The 20,448-nt window shown below is 71.8% G+C and carries 20 protein-coding genes and 1 pseudogene; 14 read left to right on the top strand and 7 right to left on the bottom strand.

What is annotated here, in order from left to right:
- The first annotated feature begins 271 nt into the window (after positions 1–271).
- Positions 272–1,645 (top strand): hypothetical protein, encoded by a 1,374-nt coding sequence (locus tag BJ982_RS29930; RefSeq protein ID WP_184885541.1) that lies wholly within the window; start codon positions 272–274, stop codon positions 1,643–1,645.
- Between the two features lie 54 nt (positions 1,646–1,699).
- Here BJ982_RS29930 and BJ982_RS29925 read toward each other — a convergent pair whose 3' ends face one another.
- Positions 1,700–2,467: a hypothetical protein gene (locus BJ982_RS29925; protein ID WP_184885539.1), complete on the bottom strand. Its 768-nt coding sequence runs from the start codon at positions 2,465–2,467 to the stop codon at positions 1,700–1,702.
- A gap of 139 nt (positions 2,468–2,606) precedes the next feature.
- Between BJ982_RS29925 and BJ982_RS29920 the strand changes: the two genes are divergently transcribed.
- Both BJ982_RS29920 and BJ982_RS29915 read left to right on the top strand, forming a co-directional pair.
- Positions 2,607–3,098, top strand: a complete 492-nt coding sequence (locus BJ982_RS29920) for a GbsR/MarR family transcriptional regulator (RefSeq protein WP_203959196.1) — start codon at positions 2,607–2,609, stop codon at positions 3,096–3,098.
- Positions 3,095–3,931: a class I SAM-dependent methyltransferase gene (locus BJ982_RS29915; protein ID WP_184885537.1), complete on the top strand. Its 837-nt coding sequence runs from the start codon at positions 3,095–3,097 to the stop codon at positions 3,929–3,931. Before BJ982_RS29920 ends, BJ982_RS29915 begins: the two co-directional genes overlap by 4 nt.
- Before the next feature lie 148 nt (positions 3,932–4,079).
- On the opposite strand, the pseudogene BJ982_RS29910 reads toward BJ982_RS29915, so the two are convergent.
- Together BJ982_RS29910 and BJ982_RS29905 are read right to left on the bottom strand one after the other, a co-directional pair.
- Positions 4,080–5,054 (bottom strand): annotated as a pseudogene (locus BJ982_RS29910) (PLP-dependent cysteine synthase family protein); the annotation flags it as partial.
- Positions 5,051–5,491, bottom strand: coding sequence for an ATP-binding cassette domain-containing protein (locus BJ982_RS29905; protein ID WP_184885533.1), 441 nt, complete (start codon positions 5,489–5,491; stop codon positions 5,051–5,053). The pseudogene BJ982_RS29910 and the gene BJ982_RS29905, both read right to left, overlap by 4 nt.
- Here BJ982_RS29905 and BJ982_RS29900 point away from each other — a divergent pair.
- On the top strand, positions 5,462–5,842 hold the full coding sequence (locus BJ982_RS29900) for a hypothetical protein (protein WP_184885531.1): 381 nt from the start codon (positions 5,462–5,464) through the stop codon (positions 5,840–5,842). The two genes, BJ982_RS29905 and BJ982_RS29900, sit on opposite strands and share 30 nt — an antisense overlap.
- On the opposite strand, the gene BJ982_RS29895 is transcribed toward BJ982_RS29900, so the two are convergent.
- Positions 5,829–6,803 carry a lytic transglycosylase domain-containing protein gene (locus tag BJ982_RS29895; protein ID WP_184885529.1) on the bottom strand — a complete coding sequence of 325 codons (975 nt, stop codon included), beginning with the start codon at positions 6,801–6,803 and terminating at the stop codon, positions 5,829–5,831. The genes BJ982_RS29900 and BJ982_RS29895 overlap by 14 nt on opposite strands.
- 150 nt (positions 6,804–6,953) lie before the next feature.
- On the opposite strand from BJ982_RS29895, the gene BJ982_RS29890 reads away from it, so the two are divergent.
- From BJ982_RS29890 to BJ982_RS29870, 5 genes are all read left to right on the top strand, one after another.
- Positions 6,954–7,667: a YqjF family protein gene (locus BJ982_RS29890; RefSeq protein ID WP_203959195.1), complete on the top strand. Its 714-nt coding sequence runs from the start codon at positions 6,954–6,956 to the stop codon at positions 7,665–7,667.
- 115 nt (positions 7,668–7,782) lie between these two features.
- A complete protein-coding gene (locus tag BJ982_RS29885; RefSeq protein WP_184885527.1) occupies positions 7,783–8,976 on the top strand; it encodes a YVTN family beta-propeller repeat protein in 1,194 nt (397 codons plus the stop codon).
- Entirely contained in the window at positions 8,927–9,670 is a 744-nt protein-coding gene (locus tag BJ982_RS29880; RefSeq protein ID WP_184889519.1) for a metallophosphoesterase family protein, read from the top strand. The genes BJ982_RS29885 and BJ982_RS29880 overlap by 50 nt, the downstream gene beginning before the upstream one ends.
- A gap of 92 nt (positions 9,671–9,762) precedes the next feature.
- Complete coding sequence (gene ppk2 / locus BJ982_RS29875; RefSeq protein ID WP_184885525.1) at positions 9,763–10,716, top strand: polyphosphate kinase 2; 954 nt, start codon at positions 9,763–9,765, stop codon at positions 10,714–10,716.
- A 218-nt stretch (positions 10,717–10,934) separates the two neighbouring features.
- Positions 10,935–11,366 (top strand): ATP-binding protein, encoded by a 432-nt coding sequence (locus tag BJ982_RS29870; protein ID WP_239123119.1) that lies wholly within the window; start codon positions 10,935–10,937, stop codon positions 11,364–11,366.
- A 26-nt stretch (positions 11,367–11,392) separates the two neighbouring features.
- Here the strand turns inward: BJ982_RS29870 and BJ982_RS29865 are convergent, their stop codons facing one another.
- Positions 11,393–12,373: a helix-turn-helix transcriptional regulator gene (locus BJ982_RS29865; protein ID WP_184885521.1), complete on the bottom strand. Its 981-nt coding sequence runs from the start codon at positions 12,371–12,373 to the stop codon at positions 11,393–11,395.
- 128 nt (positions 12,374–12,501) lie between these two features.
- Between BJ982_RS29865 and BJ982_RS29860 the strand changes: the two genes are divergently transcribed.
- The 3 genes from BJ982_RS29860 (at position 12,502) to BJ982_RS29850 (ending at position 16,165) form a co-directional block, all read left to right on the top strand.
- Positions 12,502–14,106 carry a peptide ABC transporter substrate-binding protein gene (locus tag BJ982_RS29860; RefSeq protein ID WP_184885519.1) on the top strand — a complete coding sequence of 535 codons (1,605 nt, stop codon included), beginning with the start codon at positions 12,502–12,504 and terminating at the stop codon, positions 14,104–14,106.
- A gap of 222 nt (positions 14,107–14,328) precedes the next feature.
- A complete protein-coding gene (locus tag BJ982_RS29855; protein WP_184885516.1) occupies positions 14,329–15,255 on the top strand; it encodes an ABC transporter permease in 927 nt (308 codons plus the stop codon).
- The gene (locus BJ982_RS29850; RefSeq protein WP_239123117.1) at positions 15,248–16,165 is read left to right on the top strand and encodes an ABC transporter permease; all 918 of its coding nucleotides are present in this window, start codon (positions 15,248–15,250) and stop codon (positions 16,163–16,165) included. Before BJ982_RS29855 ends, BJ982_RS29850 begins: the two co-directional genes overlap by 8 nt.
- A gap of 17 nt (positions 16,166–16,182) precedes the next feature.
- Here the strand turns inward: BJ982_RS29850 and BJ982_RS29845 are convergent, their stop codons facing one another.
- Entirely contained in the window at positions 16,183–17,556 is a 1,374-nt protein-coding gene (locus BJ982_RS29845; RefSeq protein WP_184885514.1) for an acyltransferase family protein, read from the bottom strand.
- Between the two features lie 103 nt (positions 17,557–17,659).
- Between BJ982_RS29845 and BJ982_RS29840 the strand changes: the two genes are divergently transcribed.
- Together BJ982_RS29840 and BJ982_RS29835 are read left to right on the top strand one after the other, a co-directional pair.
- Complete coding sequence (locus BJ982_RS29840; RefSeq protein ID WP_184885513.1) at positions 17,660–18,235, top strand: DUF4166 domain-containing protein; 576 nt, start codon at positions 17,660–17,662, stop codon at positions 18,233–18,235.
- A gap of 204 nt (positions 18,236–18,439) precedes the next feature.
- On the top strand, positions 18,440–19,054 hold the full coding sequence (locus BJ982_RS29835; protein ID WP_184885511.1) for a fasciclin domain-containing protein: 615 nt from the start codon (positions 18,440–18,442) through the stop codon (positions 19,052–19,054).
- Between the two features lie 60 nt (positions 19,055–19,114).
- Here the strand turns inward: BJ982_RS29835 and BJ982_RS29830 are convergent, their stop codons facing one another.
- On the bottom strand, positions 19,115–19,846 hold the full coding sequence (locus BJ982_RS29830; RefSeq protein ID WP_203959194.1) for a DUF899 domain-containing protein: 732 nt from the start codon (positions 19,844–19,846) through the stop codon (positions 19,115–19,117).
- Positions 19,847–20,448 lie beyond the last annotated feature (602 nt).

The raw sequence follows: 20,448 nt of genomic DNA, 5'->3' as shown, positions 1-20,448 counted from the left end.
GTCACTGGTGGCGTTCGCGGAAATTGACGACGTCCGGGCTGGAAGTGAGGAAGTAAGCCCTATGGGGTCACGTGTGGCGATGGGGCGCTTTCAGGGGCGGTCGGTAGTTGCGGGGTGAATGAGATGCGAAGTGGTAAATGCCGAGATATGGGTTGAATGGGCGAATCTCTATCTCTTATATGTTGCATTGCGGAATATTCAGATTTGAGCCGAAATATCGTCATACTTCGTGGTTAAAATCGCGGCACGGTTACCTACGGGAGGAGCACCGTTGTCATTACGGCTTAACCGTTTCGTGTGCGCGATGGCGGCCGCGGGTCTCGCGGTCCTGACGCTGGCGGGCCCGGCGCACGCCACGTTCGACCCCATCGGCACCGAGCCCGTCGCCCCCTACGCCCAGCCGGTGGACGCCAACGTCCCCAAGCGCGGGTGCGCGACGACGCTGTCGGACCCCAAGAACGCCACCGGCAGCATCCCGGCCGTCCAGGTCATCTACGCCTGGCACGAGGGGAACGGGAACAACTACGCCACCTACGTCGAGAAGATCGCCAAGATCGTCGACCGGATGGACTGGCTGCTGGACGAGTCCACGAACTACGACCAGCACGTCAACCTGAGCTGTCGGACGGGGTACGACACCAGCACCTATTCCGGCTACGCCCAGGCGCTGGTCGTGCCGGAGAAGATCGAGGCCGCCGACATCTCCGGCGAGACCACGCCCTTCACCATCGCCGACGACCTGGAGGCGGCGGGCTACGACAACGCCAACCGCAAGTACGTGGTGTTCGAGGACTTCAACGGCACGGCGACCGCCTGGTGCGACGGGGTCTGCGTGGCCACCACGGACGACTGGGACAGCGGCACGATGATGCACGAGCTGATCCACCTGTACGACGTGGACCACGCCAAGGTGAGCGAGGTCCCCGACACGTTCTCGCTCAACGACGTCATGATCAGCCAGTACAACGACTGGCAGATCGACCAGGAGTTCAACACCTACTACGACCCGAGCGAGACCACGGCGACGTTCTACACCTCCAGCTATCCCGACACCCGCCTGGTGAACCTCGCCAACTATTCGGTGTTCACCGCGCCGACCTGCTGTGACGTGGGGTACAGCAACGACCTCCTGACCGCGCAGGAGCGCACGATCGAGGCGCAGGCGCCGTCGGGGACGCCGGCGGGCTTCGGCTTCTCCGGCGGCGGATGGATCCAGGTCACCCCGGCCGGCTCCGACAGCGCGGTGTCGGCGCGGTACTACGACGGCCGCCGCTCGCTGAAGGTGAACGTGCAGTCCTGGGCCGACGGCGTCCTGTCGGTGACCCGGAAGCCGGCGGTCACCGCCGGGCAGCGGTACAAGTTCTTCACCCGCCTGACGACCGGCACCTCCGGCAACGTCAAGCTCCGCCTGTCCTGGTACAACTCCTCCAACACCCTGCTCTCGACGACCAACAGCTCGACGTTCGCGCTGACGACGGGCTGGCAGGAGTACAACGTCTCGGCGCTCGCGCCGACCGGCGCGGCCACGGTGCAGCTCTCCGTGGTCAGCCCCTCGGGCCAGTCCTTCGCCTACCTGGTGGACAGCCTCCAGCTCAACCACTGCAACAACGGCCAGACCACCGACGGCTGCCGCCTCAACGGCTGACCTCGGTGACCCGCGCCCGCCCGGCCGCCTCGGCGCCGGGCGGGCGGCGTGGCGTCAGGTGAGGCGTTCGACCGTGACGGGGATCAGACCCTCGCGGCGCACGCCGGCCGTCAGCTCCCGCAGCAGCGGGCCGACGGCCCCCGCCGACTCGCCGCCCAGGCACGCCGTCAGGTCCAGGCACCAGGCCACCCCGGGCCCGATGCTGCGCAGCTCCCACGTGAACAGGTCGCTCCCGGCGCGCAGCCGCGCCGTGCCGGCCACCCGCCCGTGCGGGTCCCCCGGACCGAACGCGTCCATCCGCCCGTGCGGGTTCCCCGGGCCGGACGCGTCCATCCGCCACGCCGCCCGCAGGCGCGCCAGCCCCTCCCGTCCCAGCTCCTTGGCGAACAGGACCCGGTAGACGCGCAGCTCGCGGAACCCGTCGGGGACGAGGGGCGTGTCGAAGAGCAGGGGAGCGGAACAGGGCAGCGCCGCCCGGTCCCGGAAGTACGTCCGCAGCGTCCCCTCGTCGGGCAGCTCGCCGCCGCCGAGCCGCCGGTAGGCGTCCGCGGCCTCGGCGCGGCCCGCCGGGACGACGCGCGCCCGCAGCTCCGCGTCCACCCGCATGGCCCGGCAGAACGCGGCCGAGCTCCACCACGCCCCGTCCTCCGCGCTCCACCCGGCGCTGTCCACCCCCGCCGCCGTGTGGTCGCCGGTCAACACGAACTCCTCCACGACCACCCCCGCCACGGCGCCGCCGCCCATCCCCACCAGGTAGTAATCCAGCTCCGCCCCCGGCCCCCGCCGTACGTGCCCCTCCACGCCCCGGCCAGACACGACCACACGAACCCCTTCCGCGACACCCGCTCGCCACCGCCACGATCAAATCACCCCGCCCCGGCGTCGGCGCATCCGAGGTCTTGTCCGCGCCCAAATCGTGCAGTACGTTCAGAATGTTCTGAACGATCCTTAAGGTGGGTGCATGGCGGGGATGAGCGACGGGGAGGCGGAGTTCGTCGACCGGATGGGGCTGTTCATGGAGCGGGTCGGGGGCGGGCGGACCATGGGACGCCTCTACGGGTGGCTGATGATCTGCGATCCGCCCCACCAGTCCCTCACCGAGCTGGCGGCGGCGCTGGAGGTCAGCAAGGCGTCGGTGAGCACGATCGCCCGGCAGCTCCAGACCGCCGGGATGATCGAGCGCGTCCCCGCCCGCGACCGCGAGCACCGGTACCGGATCACATCCGGAGGGTGGACGCAGGTGCTGCGGATCCAACTCGAAGGGGTGCGCACGGGCCTGGAGACCATCGAGTTCGGCCTGTCGATCGTCGGCGACCGCCCCGAGCGGCGGACCCGGCTGGAGGACTCGCGGGAGTTCTTCCTCTTCGGCGAGTTCGACACCGACGCGCTCATCCGGCGCTGGGAGGAGTACCGCACGAGAGACCGCGGAGCCGACGAGAGGAGCCCGGGATGACCGAAAGGACGAACGAAGGGGCGGGCGAGGAGAAGCTCGACGTCGCCGGCCTGCTCGACGGCGAGGTGACCTGGACGCTGCTCGGCACGCTGTACCTGCGCGCCTGGGAGAGCCGCGCTCCGCGGTCGATCCTGTCCGACCACTACGCGGCCGAGGCGCTCGCAAGGATCGACCACGACTTCTCGGCGTTCGAGCGGCGGCTGAGGCCGCGGAGCAACCAGTACCTCGTGGCCCTGCGCGCCCGGGGGCTGGACGACTGGGGCGCGGCCTTCCTCGCCCGGCACCCGGACGCGACCGTCCTGCAGCTCGGCTGCGGCCTCGACAGCCGCATGCTCCGTCTCGCCCCGCCGCCGGGTGTGCGCTGGTTCGACCTGGACATGCCCGACGTCATCGCCGTGCGCCGCCGGCTCTACCCGGAGCATGACGGCTACCGGCTGATCGCCGCCTCGGTCACCGACTCCGGCTGGCTGGATCAGGTGCCCGCCGACCGCGCCACCCTGATCGTCGCCGAGGGCCTGCTGCCGTACCTCGCCCCCGACGAGGTCCGCCGCCTCCTCCAACGCCTGACCGGCCACTTCACCACAGGCGAGCTCATCTTCGACGCCCTGGCCCCCTGGCTCGCCCGCCTGGGCAAACCGTTCCGCTGGGGGATCCGCGACGCCCGTGAAATAGAACGCTGGAACCCGCACCTGAAATGCCTGGCCCAGGTGCCCTTCACCACCCACGCGACCCTGATCCCCTCACGCCGCTACCGCACCCTCTACCGGCTGGGCGACAGGATTCCCTTTTGGCGGACCATGTCGCAGAACTTTCGCTTCACCTGGCCGGCGTGAGTGAACAGCGCCTGCCATTCGTCCTGTCGTGCCATCATTGCGGCGACCATGAGGCGTTGATCGACACTAGGAAGCGGTGGATCGCGGTCGAGCCGGGCACGGTGAATCCCGACCGGCGCGGACGGTCCGAGGGGCGTCAGGAGTCCGGGGCGCCGAGCATCCCGTGTTCGCGCATCCATCCGTCGTCGAACAGCTTGGACAGGTAGAGGCGTCCGGAGTCGGGCAGGATCACCACCACCAGGTCGCCGGGGCCGAGTTTCGCGGCCACGCGTAGCGCGCCGGTCACCGCCGTGCCCGAGGAACCGCCGGCGAACAGGCCCTCCTCGCGGGCCAGGCGGCGCGCCATGTGGAACGACTCCCGGTCCGAGACCCGTTCGAACCGGTCCACCACCGCCGGGTCGTAGGCGGTCGGCCACAGGTCCTCGTCGGCGTCCGGGTGGCGGAAGTGGCCGATGCTCTCGACCAGGTACGGCCCGCCGTCCCCGCCCGAGTACAGCGACCGCTCGGGGTCGGCCCCGACGACGGTCACCGCGCCCGCCTCCTTCAGGAACCGTCCCGTCCCGGTGATCGTGCCGCCCGTCCCCACCCCGGCCACCAGGTGCGTCACCGCGCCGCCGGTCTGCCGCCAGATCTCCGGGCCCGTGCTCCGGTAGTGGGCCAGCGGGTTGGCCGCGTTGTTGTACTGGTCGGCCAGCCACGCGCCCGGCGTCTCGGCGGCCACCCGCCGGGCGACCTGCCGCACGTGCCCGGGGTCCTGCGGCGGCAGCCCGGCCGGGCACACCAGCACCCGGGCCCCGAGCGCGCGCAGCGTCGCCACCTTCTCGGCGCTGCTCTTGTCGGACATGGCGAACACGCACGCGTACCCGCGCCGCGCCGCGACCATCGCCAGGCCGATGCCCGTGTTGCCGGAGGTGGCCTCCACGATCGTGCCGCCCGGGCGCAGCAGGCCGCGCTGCTCGGCGTCGTCCACCATCGCGGCCGCGACGCGGTCCTTCACACTGCCGCCCGGGTTCAGGTACTCCAGCTTGGCGTACACCGGGCAGGACAGGCCCCGCGTCACCTTCCCCAGCCGCACCAGCGGCGTCCCCCCGGCCGCCCCGGCCGCCGTGGCGTGGACGCTCACCGCACCACCACCCGGTCCAGCAGCAGGACCTCCGGCCGGTTGACCTGCGCGCGGGAGAGGGCGGCCCGCTGCGCCATGCCGCCGGAGAGCCGGCTCGGGTAGGCGTCGGCGAAGGCGGTGAGCCCCACCAGCTCCAGCACCCCGGCGACCTCCTCCTGCCGCTCCCGCAGCACGCCGCGCGACCGCGGCCCGATCTCGACGTTACGCCGGACCGTGCGCCACGGGAACAGGCCGGGCGGGCGCTGGTGTTTCCAGGACGGAACGCGCCCGGCTCGACCGTGAGCGTCACGCCCCCAGCACGCGCAGCCTCTCGTCGCCCAGCGGGCCTCTCGCCGAGGCTTGTACGGCCCCAGGTCCGGCGGTGCGTCGTTCTTGCGGTGCTTGACCGGTTTTGAGACGGTGCAGGGATGGAAGGCACGTCGGCCCGGCGCGACCACGAGGCGCTCGTCACCGCCAGGCGCGTCGCGCGGGCGCTCGGATACACCGCGGCCGAGGTCACCGAGCTGGCCGTCGACCTGGCCGGCGACGGCCGGCGCGACTGGCCCACCGCCGACCTGTTGCTCGCCGCGCTCGCCGAGCTCACCCGCCGCGACCCGGCCCGCCGTGACCTCGTCGGAGCCGCCGAGGCCGGGGAGATCCTCGGCGTCGCCCCCGCGGACGTGCTCCGGCTCGCCGGCCGCCCCGGCTTCCCCGAACCCCGCTACACCCTCGCCGCGGGCGAACTCTGGGCCCGCGCCGACATCGTCGCGTTCCGCGCCCGGGAGGCCCCGCGGGTCACGGGCCGGTGAGGCGGAGGTCGCCCTTGGTGGTGAGGACGAAGACCTGCCAGTTGTAGTACGCGTAGTAGGCGCGCGCGTCCCGCCTGATCTGGCGGGCGTACCGCTGCACGGCGTCGACGTAGCGGCGGTCGTGGTTGTAGGCGTACAGCGCCCGCCGGTAGTCGCCCGGCGCGCCCGACGCGCGCAGGTAGTTGGCCGCGCCCAGCACGGCGTCGCGCGGGTCGTGCACGTCCCCGCCGAGGCCGTACGCCTTCCACGTCGCGGGCATGAACTGCATCGGCCCCTGGGCGCCCGCCGAGCTGGGCGAGCGCAGCCGGCCGAACTTGGTCTCCACGAGCATCACGGCGGCGAGGACCTCCCAGTCCACGCCGAACCTGCGCTCGGCCCGGCGCATGTACCCGCGCAGGTCCTCGGCGCGGGGCGGCTCCTGCGTGCGGAACTTCCCGGGCGTGGAGGTCGGGCGGGTGAGGTCGAACAGGGCGCGCGCCGCCTCGGCGTTGTCGCGCGCCCGGTCGGCCAGGGCGGCCGGAAGTCGCGCGAGCGTGCGGCGGGTCAGCCCGGCGTCGTGCCCGAGCAGGCGGTACAGGCGCTGCTGGTGCAGCGACCACAGCAGGACCGCCTCGGGTGGCTCGCCGCCGGCCTTGCCATCGTCGCCGAGCCACGCGTCGATCGCGCGCCCGAGCGCCGTCTCGGTGGTGACCACGGCCTTGGCCAGCCGGTCGGGGGAGGTGGGGATCGCGGCGTCCGCTGTGGGGGGCGCGTCCAGCGGTTTCGTGCTCGTGGACGGCCGGGGCGAGGTCGCCGTCCCGGAGGATGCCCCCGAACCGGCGTCGCCCTGCCGCTGGGCGGCGCTCGCCGAGGGGGCGGGGGACGCCGCCGGTGGCGCCGATTCACGCGGCGCTGCCGTCGTCGCCCCGCACCCGGAGACCAGGACCGCGAGGGCCAGCCCGCCGATCCACCGCCGTCCCATCGACGCCTCCCCGTATCGCCCGCCCTGCCGACCCGCCCGACGATACCGCGCCCCGGGGGCGGGAAGCCCGGACCCTCGCCGCCGCGCACGGCGATCCGGGTTCCGCGCGGCTCGCGGCTACTCGGGGCCGCGCGGGGGTAGGCCGACCTCGTGGAGACGACGCGCGCGCCGCGGGTGGCCCAGCCGGTCATGTACCAGACCTGGGCGGACATGACCTTCCTGCACTGGCGCTACCCCGCGGCCCTCATCCAGGAGCTGCTGCCTCCCGGGCTCACGGCCGAGGAGTTCGACGGCTCCGCGTGGGTGGGCCTCACGCCGTTCCTCATGAAGGACGTGCGCCCGCGCGCCCTGCCGCCACTGCCGGGCATGTCGCGCTTCCCCGAGACGAACGTGCGCACCTACGTCCGCGACGGGCGGGGACGCGACGGCCTGTGGTTCCTGTCGCTGGACGCCGGCCTGCTGCCCGCCGTGCTCGCCGCGCGCGCCGTCTACGCGCTGCCCTACTACTGGGCGGGCATGTCGGTGCGCGTCGCCGGCGAGCGGGCCGTGTACCGTTCCCGCCGCCGCTGGCCGGGCCGGGAGGGCGCGCGCTGCCACGCCGAGGTCGAGCTCGGCCCGTCCATGGACGAGGCGGACGGGCTCGCGCGCTTCCTGACCGAGCGGTACCGGCTGTTCACCGTCGTCGCGGGACGGCTCGCCACGGCCGAGGTGGACCACCGGCCCTGGCCGCTGCGCCACGCCCGGCCGGTCCGTCTCGACCAGGACCTGCTCCAGGCGGGCGGCCTGCCCGCGCCCGGGGGCGAGCCGGTCGCGCACGCCTCGCCGGGCGTCCGCGCCCGCATCGGGATGTGGAGCCTGGTGTAGGGGACGGGCAAAGGCGAACCCGGCGCTAACCCTCAATTGAGCGTCCGCTGACCATCGTGATCTTAACGTTTCCGTAGCCGGCACCGAGCCGGAGCGGACGGCGAAAGGGCAGGTCATGCGGCGGCGAACAACGTCGGAGGACACGGCGCGGCGCGCGCGCATCCTGGCGGCGGCCGCGCTCGCCCTCGCCGCGGCGGGCTGCTCGGGCGGCGACGCGCGGCAGGCCGTCACCGCCGCCGAACCCCCCGCCGCCGCCCCCCGGGAAGCGGCCGGCGCGAAGGAGGAGGCGGGCAAGGACCGGGTCGCCGACGTCTACGCCAACGACAGGCCCGGCATGCTCAGCCCCGTGGTGGCGCGGTTCCCCTCCCGGGTGTACGTGCCGAACAGCGACGCCGGGACGGTCAGCGTGATCGACCCCCGCACCTACAAGGTGATCAGGACGTTCCCGGTCGGCCGCCGCCCCCAGCATGTGGTGCCGTCCTGGGACCTGAAGACCCTCTGGGTGAACAACAACGAAGGGGACACGCTGACCCCGATCGACCCGGTCACCGGGAAGCCGGGCACGCCCGTCGCGGTCGAGGACCCCTACAACCTGTACTTCACCCCGGACGGGACCACGGCGCTGGTGATGGCCGAGCGGCTCAACCGCCTGGACTTCCGCGACCCCCGCACCTTCAGATCGCGCGGCTCCCTGGCGATGCCGTGCCGGGGCATCAACCACGCCGACTTCACCGCCGACGGCGCGACCTTCCTGGCGAGCTGCGAGTTCTCCGGCCATCTCGTCGCCGTGGACCTGGCCGGGCGCAAGGTGACCGAGGTCGTGCGCCTGCCCGTGCACGGCGCGCACCACAGCATGCCGCAGGACGTGAAGCTGTCCCCCGACGGGCGCACCTTCTACGTCGCCGACATGGCCATGGGAGGAGTCTGGCTGGTCGACGCGGACAAGTTCCGCGTCCGGCGGTTCGTCAGGACGGGAGCGGGCGCGCACGGCCTGTACGTCAGCCGCGACTCCAAGAACCTCTACGTCTCCAACCGGGGCGCCGGGTCGGTGTCGGTGGTGTCGTTCGCCACGGGCAGGCCGGTCGCCACGTGGCGCATCCCCGGCGGCGGTTCCCCCGACATGGGCGGGGTGTCGGCGGACGGGCGCCTGCTGTGGCTGGCGGGGCGCTACCACGGCGAGGTCTACGTCTTCGACACCGAGGACGGGCACGTCGTCCGCAAGATCAAGGTCGGCGCGGGTCCGCACGGCCTGGCCGTCTATCCGCAGCCCGGCCTGCACTCCCTGGGTCACACCGGCGTCTTCCGGTGACCTCCGGCCGCTCCCGGCGCGCCGGGCCGTCGTCCGGCCGTGCCCGCCGGTACTCGGCGCTCGCGGCCGTGGCCGCGCTGGTCGCCGCCTGCGCCGGGCCGGTCTCCGCGCGCCCGGCAACCACGAGTACCGGACCCCGGGCGCGAAGGGCTACTTCCGGTACTGGGGGAGCGCCGCCCGCCCCCGGGGCACGAGCTGGTACGGCTTCGACGCCGGCGCCTGGCGGCTGATCTCCCTGGACTCCACGGCCCCGCACGGCCCCGGCTCGGCGCAGGCGGTGTGGCTGGAGTCCGAGCTGGCCGCGCACCCCCGGCGATGCGTGCTGGCCTACTGGCACCACCCGCGTTTCTCCTCCGGCCGGGCCCACGGCGGCGACCCGAGCGTGGGCACGTTCTGGAAGGCGCTGTACGCGGCGCGCGCGGACGTCGTGCTGGCCGGTCACGAGCACAACTACGAGCGTTTCGCCGTGCTGCGCCCGGACGGGGAGCCGGCCGGGGACGGCCTCCGCCAGTTCGTCGTCGGCACCGGCGGGGCCGGCCGCTATCCGTTCGGCCCGCCCGTCACGGGCAGCGAGTTCCGCGACGCCGCGCATTTCGGCGTGCTGCGGCTGGTCCTGCGTCCCGGAGGTTACGACTGGCGCTTCGTGGGCAGCGGGGGGCGAGTCCTGGACTCGGGCGGCGGGCGGTGCGTCTGACCACTGCGTGATCCGGACTGTTCACAGTGCGTTTCGATAAATGTCCTATATCATGAAATGCTGGTGTTATGGATCCGGGGCACTTTGACGGCATGCATGCCAAACGCCTGGCGGCGACCAGTGATCTGCTCGACAGGACCCCTGGCCTGTGGGTCGACGCGGGCGACGACGACGATCCCGTCCTCTACTACGCCGACGGCCGCCCGGTGGACACCTGGCGTGAGCACTACCCCTACACCGGGCGCATGTCGCGCCCCGAATACGACCAGACCAAGCGGCTCCTCCAGATCGAGCTGCTGAAGCTGCAGTACTGGATCAAGGACACCGGGGGCCGCCTGGTGATCCTGTTCGAGGGCCGCGACGCCGCCGGCAAGGGCGGCACGATCAAGCGGTTCATGGAGCACCTGAACCCGCGCGGCGCCTCGGTCGTGGCGCTGGAGAAGCCCAACGAGCGCGAGCGCACGCAGTGGTACTTCCAGCGGTACATCGCCCACCTGCCCGCGGCCGGGGAGATCTCCCTGTTCGACCGGTCGTGGTACAACCGCGCCGGGGTCGAGCGGGTGATGGGCTTCTGCACGCCCGAGGAGTACGACGAGTTCATGCTGCAGACGCCGCTGTTCGAGCGCATGCTCGTCCGCGACGGCATCCGGCTGGTCAAGCTTTGGTTCTCGGTCACCAGGCGCGAGCAGCGCACCCGGTTCATCATCCGCCAGGTCGACCCCGTGCGGCAGTGGAAGCTGTCGCCGATGGACCTGCAGTCCCTCGACAAGTGGAACGAGTACACGCAGGCGAAAGAGGACATGTTCCTCAACACCGACACCGAGGACGCGCCCTGGACGGTCATCAAGAGCAACGACAAGAAGCGCGGCCGGATCGAGGCCATGCGGCACGTCCTCAGCCTGTTCGACTACGAGAACAAGGACCACGAGGTGGTCGGCACGCCCGACCCGCTGATCGTGCGCTCGGCGTCGGACATCGTCGAGGAGGACGTCTCCGACGCCATGGAGGACCAGGACCTCACGCTGCCGCCGCCCTCGTCGTCGTGAGACCGCCCGCGCCCGTCCGGGGTGAGAAAACTGTTTCCCCGGGGTACGTGAGCACCCCGTCAGGTGAGGCAGAGCCTCCCCGTGGCGACCAGGTTCCTACCTTTTGGCGACATCTTCTACGGTGATCCCGGCGTCCTTACAACGGTGCGAGCAGATCACTCACCGGGGGTCGCATGACTTCATCACCGTACGGCAGGGCGGGATCGGACAGTGACCGGGTGCTCCACCTCGCGGGGGACCCCGACGCGGTCGCTAGGGCCAGGCGGCTGGTGTCCTCCGCCCTGGGCTCCGGGCACCCGCTGCACGACGACTGCGTGCTGCTGACCAGCGAGATCGCCACCAACGCCGTGGTCCACTCCGACTCGGGGGACGGTGGCACGTTCACGCTGAGCGTGTCCTACTCGGCGGAGTGGGTGCGCATAGCCGTCCAGGACGCGGGATCGCTCGACCCGCCCTTCGGCTGGCGTCCCACCTCGCCCCTGGACACCGGGGGCAGGGGACTGCTCCTGCTGGAGGCCCTCGCGCACCGCTGGGGCTTCATCCGCGAGGCCGGCACCAACAACGTCTGGTTCGAGATGCACGCCGATCTGCTGGAGGCCGCGCCCGTGGCTCCGCGCGGCGACCAGAAGTCCCTGAGGGTCGCCCGCTAGGGCGCCCTCGGGGACCACCCCGCCGGCTACGGCACGTCCACGCGGCACAGGCCCTCGGCCAGCACCTTGGTCGTCAGCCGGGTGCGGCTGTCGCAGCCGAGCTTGGCGAAGATGTGCTCCAGGTGCGTGGTGACCGTGCGGACGCTGAGCACCAGCGCCGCGGCGATCTGCGGGTTGGAGTCGCCGAGGGCGACCCGGGTCAGCACCTCGACCTCCCGGGCCGTCAGCTCGTAGGGCAGCGAGCACGGCCGCTCGGCGATCACCGCTCCCTGGATCGCGCCCCGGAACCCCACGCCCGCCCGGTGGATCCGCACCTCCCGCCACTGCCCCCGGGAGTCCGGCCAGAGCCCGCGCCGCGACAGCTCGCGCGAGTCGATGAAGTCCCTGGCCAGCTCCGCCATGGCGGGCTCGCGCCCGATCGCCTCCGACGGCGGCCACCCGGCCACCGCCCTGCGCCGCCCGCCGCGCTCGAAGGCGATCGCGTGGAACCCCGCGGGCAGGCCGAGCGGGTCGATCACGCACCGGGTCAGGTCGGTGACGTGCGCCAGCGTGCCCGCGACCGCGCCGATCACCGTGCCCGCCTCCGGCGGCAGCGCGCGGCGGGAGCTCACGTGCAGCAGGCCGGTGTAGCGGTCGTCGGCGCCGCCCACGAACAGCGGCGCGGTCAGGCCCGAGCGCCAGCCGTACGGCTCCAGGTGCCTGCGGTAGTAGAGCTCGGTGCCCGGCGCGCCCATCGGCAGCGGCACGCGCGAGGCCATGGCGCGGCGGTAGGAGTCCAGGCGCGCGTACTCCTCGGCCGCGTCGTCGTCCACCCGGGCGTACCCCGAGGACACCAGGCTGCGGTGCCGCCCGGTCGCCGGGTCGTAGGCGACGAACTCGTACGCCTCCACGGGAATGATCTCGCGCAGCGCGGTCATCGCGCCGTGCGCCCCGGATCCGCCGGCAACCTGGAACCCCACCTCGGCGAACGCCTGGAGGTGGCGTGCGGTCAGGGTGATGCTGTCCATGGATCCTCCGCGATCAGCTTGCCGGACCGAGATCGCCGGTGGAATACGTAAACCTTCCGATGTAGAGCTTTGCCCCGCTATTTAGCCTCTCCGGCATCACGCCGGAGCGACGGAGAGGCAGAGGAACAGTGACGGTCCTGAACACGGCGCGGGGTGCGGCCGTCCTCCTCGCGGCGGCGCTCGCGCTGAGCGCCTGCGGTGGTTCCGATGGCAAGTCCGGCGGTCAGGGGGCGCAAGGCGGAGCGAAGGCGTTCTCCGTCGCCCTCAACGAGCCGGACCACCTGATGCCCGGCAACACCTCCAGCAGCTATTCGATCACCGTGCTGCAGGCGCTGTTCGACACGCTCGTCGTCATCGACACGGCCGGCAAGCCCCAGATGCGCGCCGCCGAGTCGGTCACCACCAAGGACCAGAAGACCTGGACCATCAAGATCAGGTCCGGGCAGAAGTTCCACAACGGGGAGCCGGTCACCGCCGAGAGCTTCGCCGACGCCTGGAACGCCACCGCCTACGGCCCCAACGCCTGGACCAACAACTACTACTTCACCGAGTTCGAGGGCTACGACGCACTCAACCCCGAGGAAGAGGGCGCCAAGCCCTCCGCCGACAAGCTGACCGGCCTGAAGGTCGTCGACCCCGCCACGCTGGAGGTCCGCCTCAAGGAGCCCTTCAGCCAGTTCCCGATCACCCTCGCCTACACCGGGTTCGCGCCGATGCCCAAGGCGGCGTTCCAGGATCTCAAGGCCTACGACCAGGCGCCGATCGGCAACGGCCCCTTCGCCCTCGACGGCGCCTGGGAGCACAACAAGCAGATCAAGCTGAAGAAGTACGCCGGGTACGCCGGGCCGCGCCCCGCCAAGTCCGACGCCGTCCAGTTCAAGATCTACGCCAGCCGTGACACCGCCTACACCGACCTGCGCGCCGGCAACGTCGACCTGCTGCAGACCATCCCGCCCGCCAGCGCGGGCGAGGCCAAGAAGCTCCTCGGCGACCGTTTCGTGCCCACGGCCAGCGGAACCATGGACTACCTCGGCTTCCCGGTGTTCGACAAGCGCTTCCAGAGCGCCGACCTGCGCAAGGCGTTCTCGATGGCGATCGACCGCCAGGCCATCGTGAACGCCGTCTACGACGGCGCGTTCAAGCCGATGGCCTCGCTCGTCGCCCCGCTCGTCCCCGGCTACCGCGAGAACGCCTGCGGCGAGGCGTGCCTCTTCGACAAGGCCAAGGCCAAGGCGCTGTACGACGCGGCGGGCGGGTTCTCCGGCACGCTCAACCTGTACTTCTCCAACGCCGACCCCAGCTACGAGCAGTGGATGCAGGCCGTGGCCAACCAGCTCAAGGAGAACCTCGGCGTCGCCGACGTCCGGTTCCGCAAGATCCCGGCCGCCGACTACCTGTCCACGCTGCGCGAGAAGAAGGAAGACGGGCCGTACCGCAACAACTGGGTCATGGACTACCCCAGCCCGCAGAACTACCTGCAGAACATGTGGGGCGACGGCAACCGCATGGGCTGGGACAGCAAGGAGTTCCGCGACCTGATCGCCCAGGCCAACGCGGCCCCGAGCATGGAGGCCAGCATCCCGCTCTACCAGCGGGCCGAGGACATCGCCCTGCGCGAGATGCCGATGATCCCGCTGTGGAACTGGCAGGACCAGGCCGGCTACTCCAGCAAGATCTCCGACGTCCACATCGACGCCTACAGCCCTAACCTCGACACGATCACGGTCAAATAGGGCTGTGTCTATGGCGCTCTCTTCGTTCGCGCGGCGTGCGGGCGCCCTTGAGCCGGCGCTCTTCCGTCGTCGGGCGCAAGGGCTCGTTCCTCACCCTTGCGCCCTCCTCCTCCAGAGCACCGGCGCGCCCGCACGGAATGTTCCGGGGGATGGCCTTCCTGCTCCGTCCATTCGCCGGTCCGGGGAGCGATCGCCGGACGTCCTGGTCACGAGGGAGCGGCCGTGAGGTACGCCGTCACCCGGCTCCTCCAGGCCGTCCCGGTCTTCGTGGCCACCACCTTCCTGATCTACTTCATGGTGTGGTCGCTGCCGGGCGACCCGATCGTCGCCCTGGCCGGGGACAAGCCGCTGCCCGAGAACGTCCTGCGCTCCCTGCGCGAGCACTACCACCTCGACGAGCCACTGATCGTCCAGTACGGCCTCTACATGGCCGGGGTGTTCCTGCGCGGCGACCTCGGCGAGACGTTCACCGGGCAGCCGGTCGGCGAGCTGCTCCAGGACCGCTGGGCGGTGACCGCGCAGCTCGCGCTCACCGCCTGGGTCTTCGAGCTGGTCGTCGGCGTCGCCCTCGGCGTGGTCGCGGGCCTGCGCCGGGGCCGGCTGGCCGACACGGCGGTGCTGGCCGGGACGACGTTCGTCATCGCCGTCCCGGTCTTCGTCGTCGGCTACACCGCCCAGATCGTCCTCGGCCTGAACCTGGGCCTGTTCCCCACCGCGGGCACCGACCAGGGCTGGCCGGGCAGCTACCTGCTGCCCGGCATGGTGCTCGGCTCGTTCGGCCTCGCCTACGTCGCCCGGCTGACCAGGACCAGCGTCGTGGAGAACCTGCGCGCCGACTACGTGCGCACCGCCACCGCCAAGGGCATGCGCCGGTCCCGGGTCATCGGCAGGCACGCCCTGCGCAACTCGCTGATCCCGGTCGTCACCTACCTGGGCGTCGACTTCGGCAACCTCATGGCGGGCGCGGTCGTCACCGAGGGCATCTTTAACCTGCCCGGCATCGGCCAGCAGGTGTTCCAGTCCATCCAGCTCCAGGAAGGGCCCGTCGTGGTGGGCGTCACCACCCTCCTGGTGATGATCTTCATCCTGGCCAACCTGCTCGTCGACCTCCTGTACGGCGTGCTCGACCCGAGGATCCGCCGTGGCTGACCTGAAGGCCACCCCCGACGCCCCCGACGCCGCCGCGCTCGGGCGCAGGCCGCCGCGCGAGGTGCGGGGCTCGCTCTGGCACGACGCCTGGCTCGACCTGCGCCGCCGCGTCGTCTTCTGGATCTCGGCCGCCATCCTGCTGCTCGCCTGCGCGATGTCGGCCTTCCCCGCCCTGTTCGCCCGGCTCGGCCCGAACGAGCACTGCGACCTGGGCATGTCCAAGAAGGGCCCGGGCCCGGACGCCCTGTTCGGGTACGACCTGCAGGGCTGCGACTACTGGTCGCAGATCGTGCACGGCACCCGCGCCTCGGTGCTCATCGGCCTGGCCGTCACCGTCTTCGCGCTGCTCATCGCGATCGTCCTCGGCCTGGTCGGCGGCTACTACGGCGGCGTGCTCGACGCCCTCATCTCCCGGGTGACCGACGTGTTCTTCGGCATCCCGTTCGTCCTCGGCGCGACCGTGGTGCTCGTCGCGTTCCCCGGGCACGGCATCTGGGCGATGACCCTCGTGCTGGTCCTGCTCGGCTGGACGACGATGACACGGCTGATGCGCGCCCAGGTGATCGCCGTACGCGACTCCGACTACGTGCAGGCCGCCCGCGCCCTCGGCGCGAGCGACCGCCGCATCATGGTCAAGCACATCCTCCCGAACGCCGTCGCCCCGGTGTTCGTGGTGGCGATGCTGAACATCGGCAACGTCATCTCGGGCGAGGCCACCCTCGACTACCTGGGCGTCGGCCTCCAGTACCCCGACGTCTCCTGGGGCCTCCAGCTCAACGTCGCCCAGACCTTCTTCTCCGAACACCCCCACCTGCTGGTCTTCCCCGCCCTGCTCCTCACCGCCACCGTCCTCAGCTTCCTCATGCTCGGCGACGTCGTCCGCGACGCCCTCGACCCCAAACTCCGCTGACGCCGCCGTCCCCGTCGTCAGCCGTGGCGCCCGCCGGGCGGGGGGAGCGAGGGACGGTACCGCGTGCGGAGCAGGGCCAGGAGGGCCGCGCCGGTCAGGTAGGCGGCGAACGCGGCCAGATGGAGGCCGGTCAGGCCGCGGGGCACCGGGCCCGCCGCCGCGATCGCGAGCAGCGCCGCCACCATCGCGGTCGCGCTGCCGACGGTCAGCAGCGCGGGCGCCGTCCCCCGCACGACGGGCGGGCCGGGGCGGGTGCGGCGCTCCACGCCGCCGAACACCGCGACCAGCACGGCGAGGATCACCGCCAGGCAGATCAGCCACGGGATCCGCAGCAGCACCCACGGAAGCGAGCCCGGCGCGGGCTGGGGCATCAGGTCCGTGCCGTGCAGGGCGAGGGCACCGATGATCAGGGCCGTCATGTGCCACAGGAACAACGTCATGATCACCGAGTTGACGGTGACGACCAGCGTCCACGGGCCGGGACGTCGCAGCCACCGGTTCCCGCGGTCGTGCAGCCACAGCGCGATCCCGGCGTGCGTGGCCGCCAGGGCGAGCAGCGCCAGGGTGGGCGGCGCGGTGTTGTCCACCTCCTGCCCGGCGAACCCGACCATGCTGACCGGGTACGGCCCGGCGACCGTCAGCGCCACCAGCGCGGCGGCGCCGAGCACGGCCATCGGCCCCGCGGCCCGCGCGGGCAGGCTCCCGTCCTGCCAGGCGAAACCCACCTGGTGGACGGCCAGCCACACCAGCAGGTAGTTCGCGTACCCGACGTACGGGACGCCGAACCCCAGCCGCGCCAGGTCGACGGCGCCGGCCAGCACCACGAGCACCACCGGCACGGCGAGGCCCGCCCGGCGGTGCAGCGCGTGCATGGGCGGGGTGAGGACGACCACCACGATGTAGACCACCAGGAACCACAGCGGGATCATCGCCAGCCAGACGGCCAGCCCGACCAAGGACGGCGCCACGCCCGCGAGCGTCGCGACGCCCGCCGCGACCGCGAGCGCGCACAGCAGCGCCGTGGTCGGCCGGACCAGCCGGGCGGTCCTGCCGAGCAGCCACCCGGTGAGGTCGCCGCCGCGCCGCAGGTGCGCGGTGAGGGACGCGGCGTTGGCGTACCCGCCGACCAGGAAGAACAGCGGCATGACCTGGAACACCCAGGTCAGCGGCCTCGTCCACGGCACCGTCTCCAGCACGCTGCCGCCGGCGAACCCGGACGGGCCGTGGGTCACCGAGACCACCAGCCAGTGCCCGGCGACGACCAGCGTGATCGCCACGGCCCGCAGCAGGTCGACGTACCGGTCCCGCCGCGCGGGCGTGCGCTCCGCCAGCAGCCGCATCCGCCGCGCCAGCCGGACCGGAAGGAACCTCAGGACGCGCCCCTCCGCCATGCTGAGGGCGTCCCCGCTCCGGCCCCGCCGAATCAACCCCGCCGGCCACGGACGGGGGAGGGAATGCACACTCGGGGAGAGATTCCGGCGAACGGGGTGGGGCGTGGAGGACGAGGCGCAGAAGTGGATGCGGCGGTTCCACCTGGGGGAGGAGAGCGTCGGCGGAACCGGCGTGCTGGAGGTGCGCCGCGGTCCCGGACCGCTCGGCAGGCTCGTCTGCGTTCTGCTGCGCCTGCCCCGCACCCGCGCGGCGGCGCCGGCGCGGGTCCGGGTGGTCCGCAGTGGCTCGGCAGGTGGCCTGAAGGAGCGGTGGGTGCGCCGGATCGAGGGCCGCGCGCTGGTCAGCGTGCAGACCCGGGCCGGTGAGCGGGCCTGGGAGCGGCACGGGCCGCTGGAGATCCGCACGCGCACCACCCTCTCGGGCCAGGGGGTCGAGGTCGTGCAGGAGGAGGCGGTGCTGCGCGCGGGCCGCCTCCGGCTGCGGGTGCCGGACCGGCTGGCTCCCCGGGTGGCGGCGCGGGCGTGGGTCGAGCCGGAGGACCGCGCCCGGCGTCCGCCGCGCTTCCACGTCGAGGTGCGGGTCACGCTGCCGGTCGCCGGCCGCGTGCTGACCTACCGGGGGCATCTGGCGGAGGAGTCCGGCCGGGCCGCCGGTGAGGACGACGTGGCGGATTCCTGACGTGCTTTTGTGTGCTTCCGCACCCGGCACGGGTTTGAATCCGACTGTTATCTCGATATAGGGATATTTGGCGATATGTCGCCCCGGTGGTGTGCGACGAAGACGCCTGCGCGGAAACAACTCAATAGGTCGGCCATGTGGCGAGTCATGCCAGAGAGCCGCCCCTCGGCGCAGCAAAAGCAGGAAGAAAAGGGGGACAGGCGGATGAAACCTGGTCTTCTGGCGCTTCCGATCGCGGCGGCTCTGTCGCTGCCCGCCGCGCATCCCGTGTCCGGCGCGTACCCGATGGCCGGCGGATCTTCCACGTCCGACGGGTGGCACGCCGTCGCGGCGGCCCTGGTGGCGTCCGCGCCCGTGGGGCCCGCATGCAAGACGCTGCCGCCGTCCGGCAGGGGCAGCGTCACGGAGCTGGGCAGGCTGCGGGTCGACACGGCCATCGCGCACTCTCCCGACCTGTCGACGCTCAACCAGGCGATCCAGGCGGCGGGCCTGACGCACAAGCTGAACACCGCCAAGGACATCACCGTGTTCGCGCCCACCGACGAGGCGTTCAAGAAGCTCGGCAGGCGCAAGCTCGACAAGCTGCTCGCCGACAGGAACGCGCTGACCAGGTTCCTCGCCTACCACGTGGTCCAGGGCCGCAAGACACCCGGTGATCTCAAGAAGGCCGAGTTCACCACGCTCGAAGGCGACAAGATCACCACGAAGGGGTCCGGTGACAAGATCAAGGTCAACAAGGCCAAGGTCGCCTGCGGGAACATCCGGACCCGCAACGCCAACCTTTACGTCATCGACGGGCTCCTCACGCCCAAGCGCTGACCGGCCCCCCGGGCGGCGGCACGCCGTCTCGGACGTGGACGCCGCCGGAGGGCCGCGGGGTCAGTGGCAGGCGTGCGGGGCGGGGGCGTCGTAGGTGTCGTGGTGGGGGAACTCGTTGACGTACCTTTGCCGGCCGAGGGGCGTCAGGTCCAGGTAGTTGTAGGTCGTCAGCAGCAGGTCCGGGCCGCGGCCGTAGGTCGAGTAGGTGTGGAAGACGCGGTCGCCGTCGCGCAGGAAGACGCTGATGCCGTGCGCGTCCTGGCCCTTGGCGACGAAGAAGCCGATGCCCTTGCCCTCCAGCGTCTCCTTGTCCATGTAGTTGTACTCGGCGGGGGCGACGTCCTCGTCGGCGGTGACGTGGAAGTCGTAGTTGAAGTCGTTGGCGTGGGAGGAGTACCACGGCAGCGTCCAGCCCATGCGCGCACGGAACCGCTCGATGTTCGCGAGCGGGGCCCGGGACACCAGCGCGAGCGTGGTGTCGCAGCTGTGCAGGTGGCGGATGTCGCCGACGTTGTCGACCAGGAACGAGCAACTGGTGCAGCCGAGGTCGCTGTCGTGCATCCACATGAAGTGGTAGGTCAGGAGCTGGCGACGGCCTTCGAACATGTCGATGAGGCGGGCCTTGCCGTCCGGGCCGTCGAACACGTAGTCCTTGTCGACCTCGACCATGGGCAGCGCGCGGCGCCGGACGGTGACGGCGTCCCTGGCGCGCGTCAGCTCCTTCTCCTGGGCCAGCAGCTCCCGGCGAGCGGCGAGCCACTCCGCGCGCGACACGATCGACGGTGTCTCCACCGGTCCTCCTAATGGTCCGAAGCATGATCCGACGCGGACGGCCCCCGGCGCGTACCGGCCTACGCCATGCTCGCGCACGCGCACGGACCGCGCCAAGCCGCTCAGGGGCGCGCGGGGCGGTTCTGGGGTGTACGTGGGGCGGGACCTCTGGTAGGCGCGGACGGATCTCCGTGCCCCTGTCCGCCCATGCCCGCCGGCCCGGCGTCCATGGGGGACGTTTGTCGCATGTCTTCCGCGGCATGGGGAGCGGCCGCGAGGGCTCGGCGATAATGAGAAGGGTCGCCGCGCGCGGAGGCGCCCGCCCCACGTGCGGACCTTTTCGGCCGGGCCGCCCTGGGGGAGGGCCCTGGCACAAGGGGGCAACTCCATGAAAACCCGTCTTCTCGCCCTTCCGATCGCGGCCACGCTGTCGCTCACGGCCGCCGCCTACGGCACGCAGTCGTCCGGACGGCAACCGTCTCCGACGGCGTCTCCGACAGGGTCCCCGACCGGGTCTCCCACGGGTTCTCCGACCGGGTCTCCCACGGGGTCTCCGACCGGATCTCCCACGGGGTCTCCCACCGGGTCCCCGACGGGGTCTCCGACGGGCTCTCCGTCGCCCT

The sequence above is a fragment of the Sphaerisporangium siamense genome (assembly GCF_014205275.1).
Classification (GTDB): Bacteria; Actinomycetota; Actinomycetes; order Streptosporangiales; family Streptosporangiaceae; genus Sphaerisporangium; species Sphaerisporangium siamense.
This window is presented reverse-complemented; position numbering and strand designations above follow the sequence as displayed.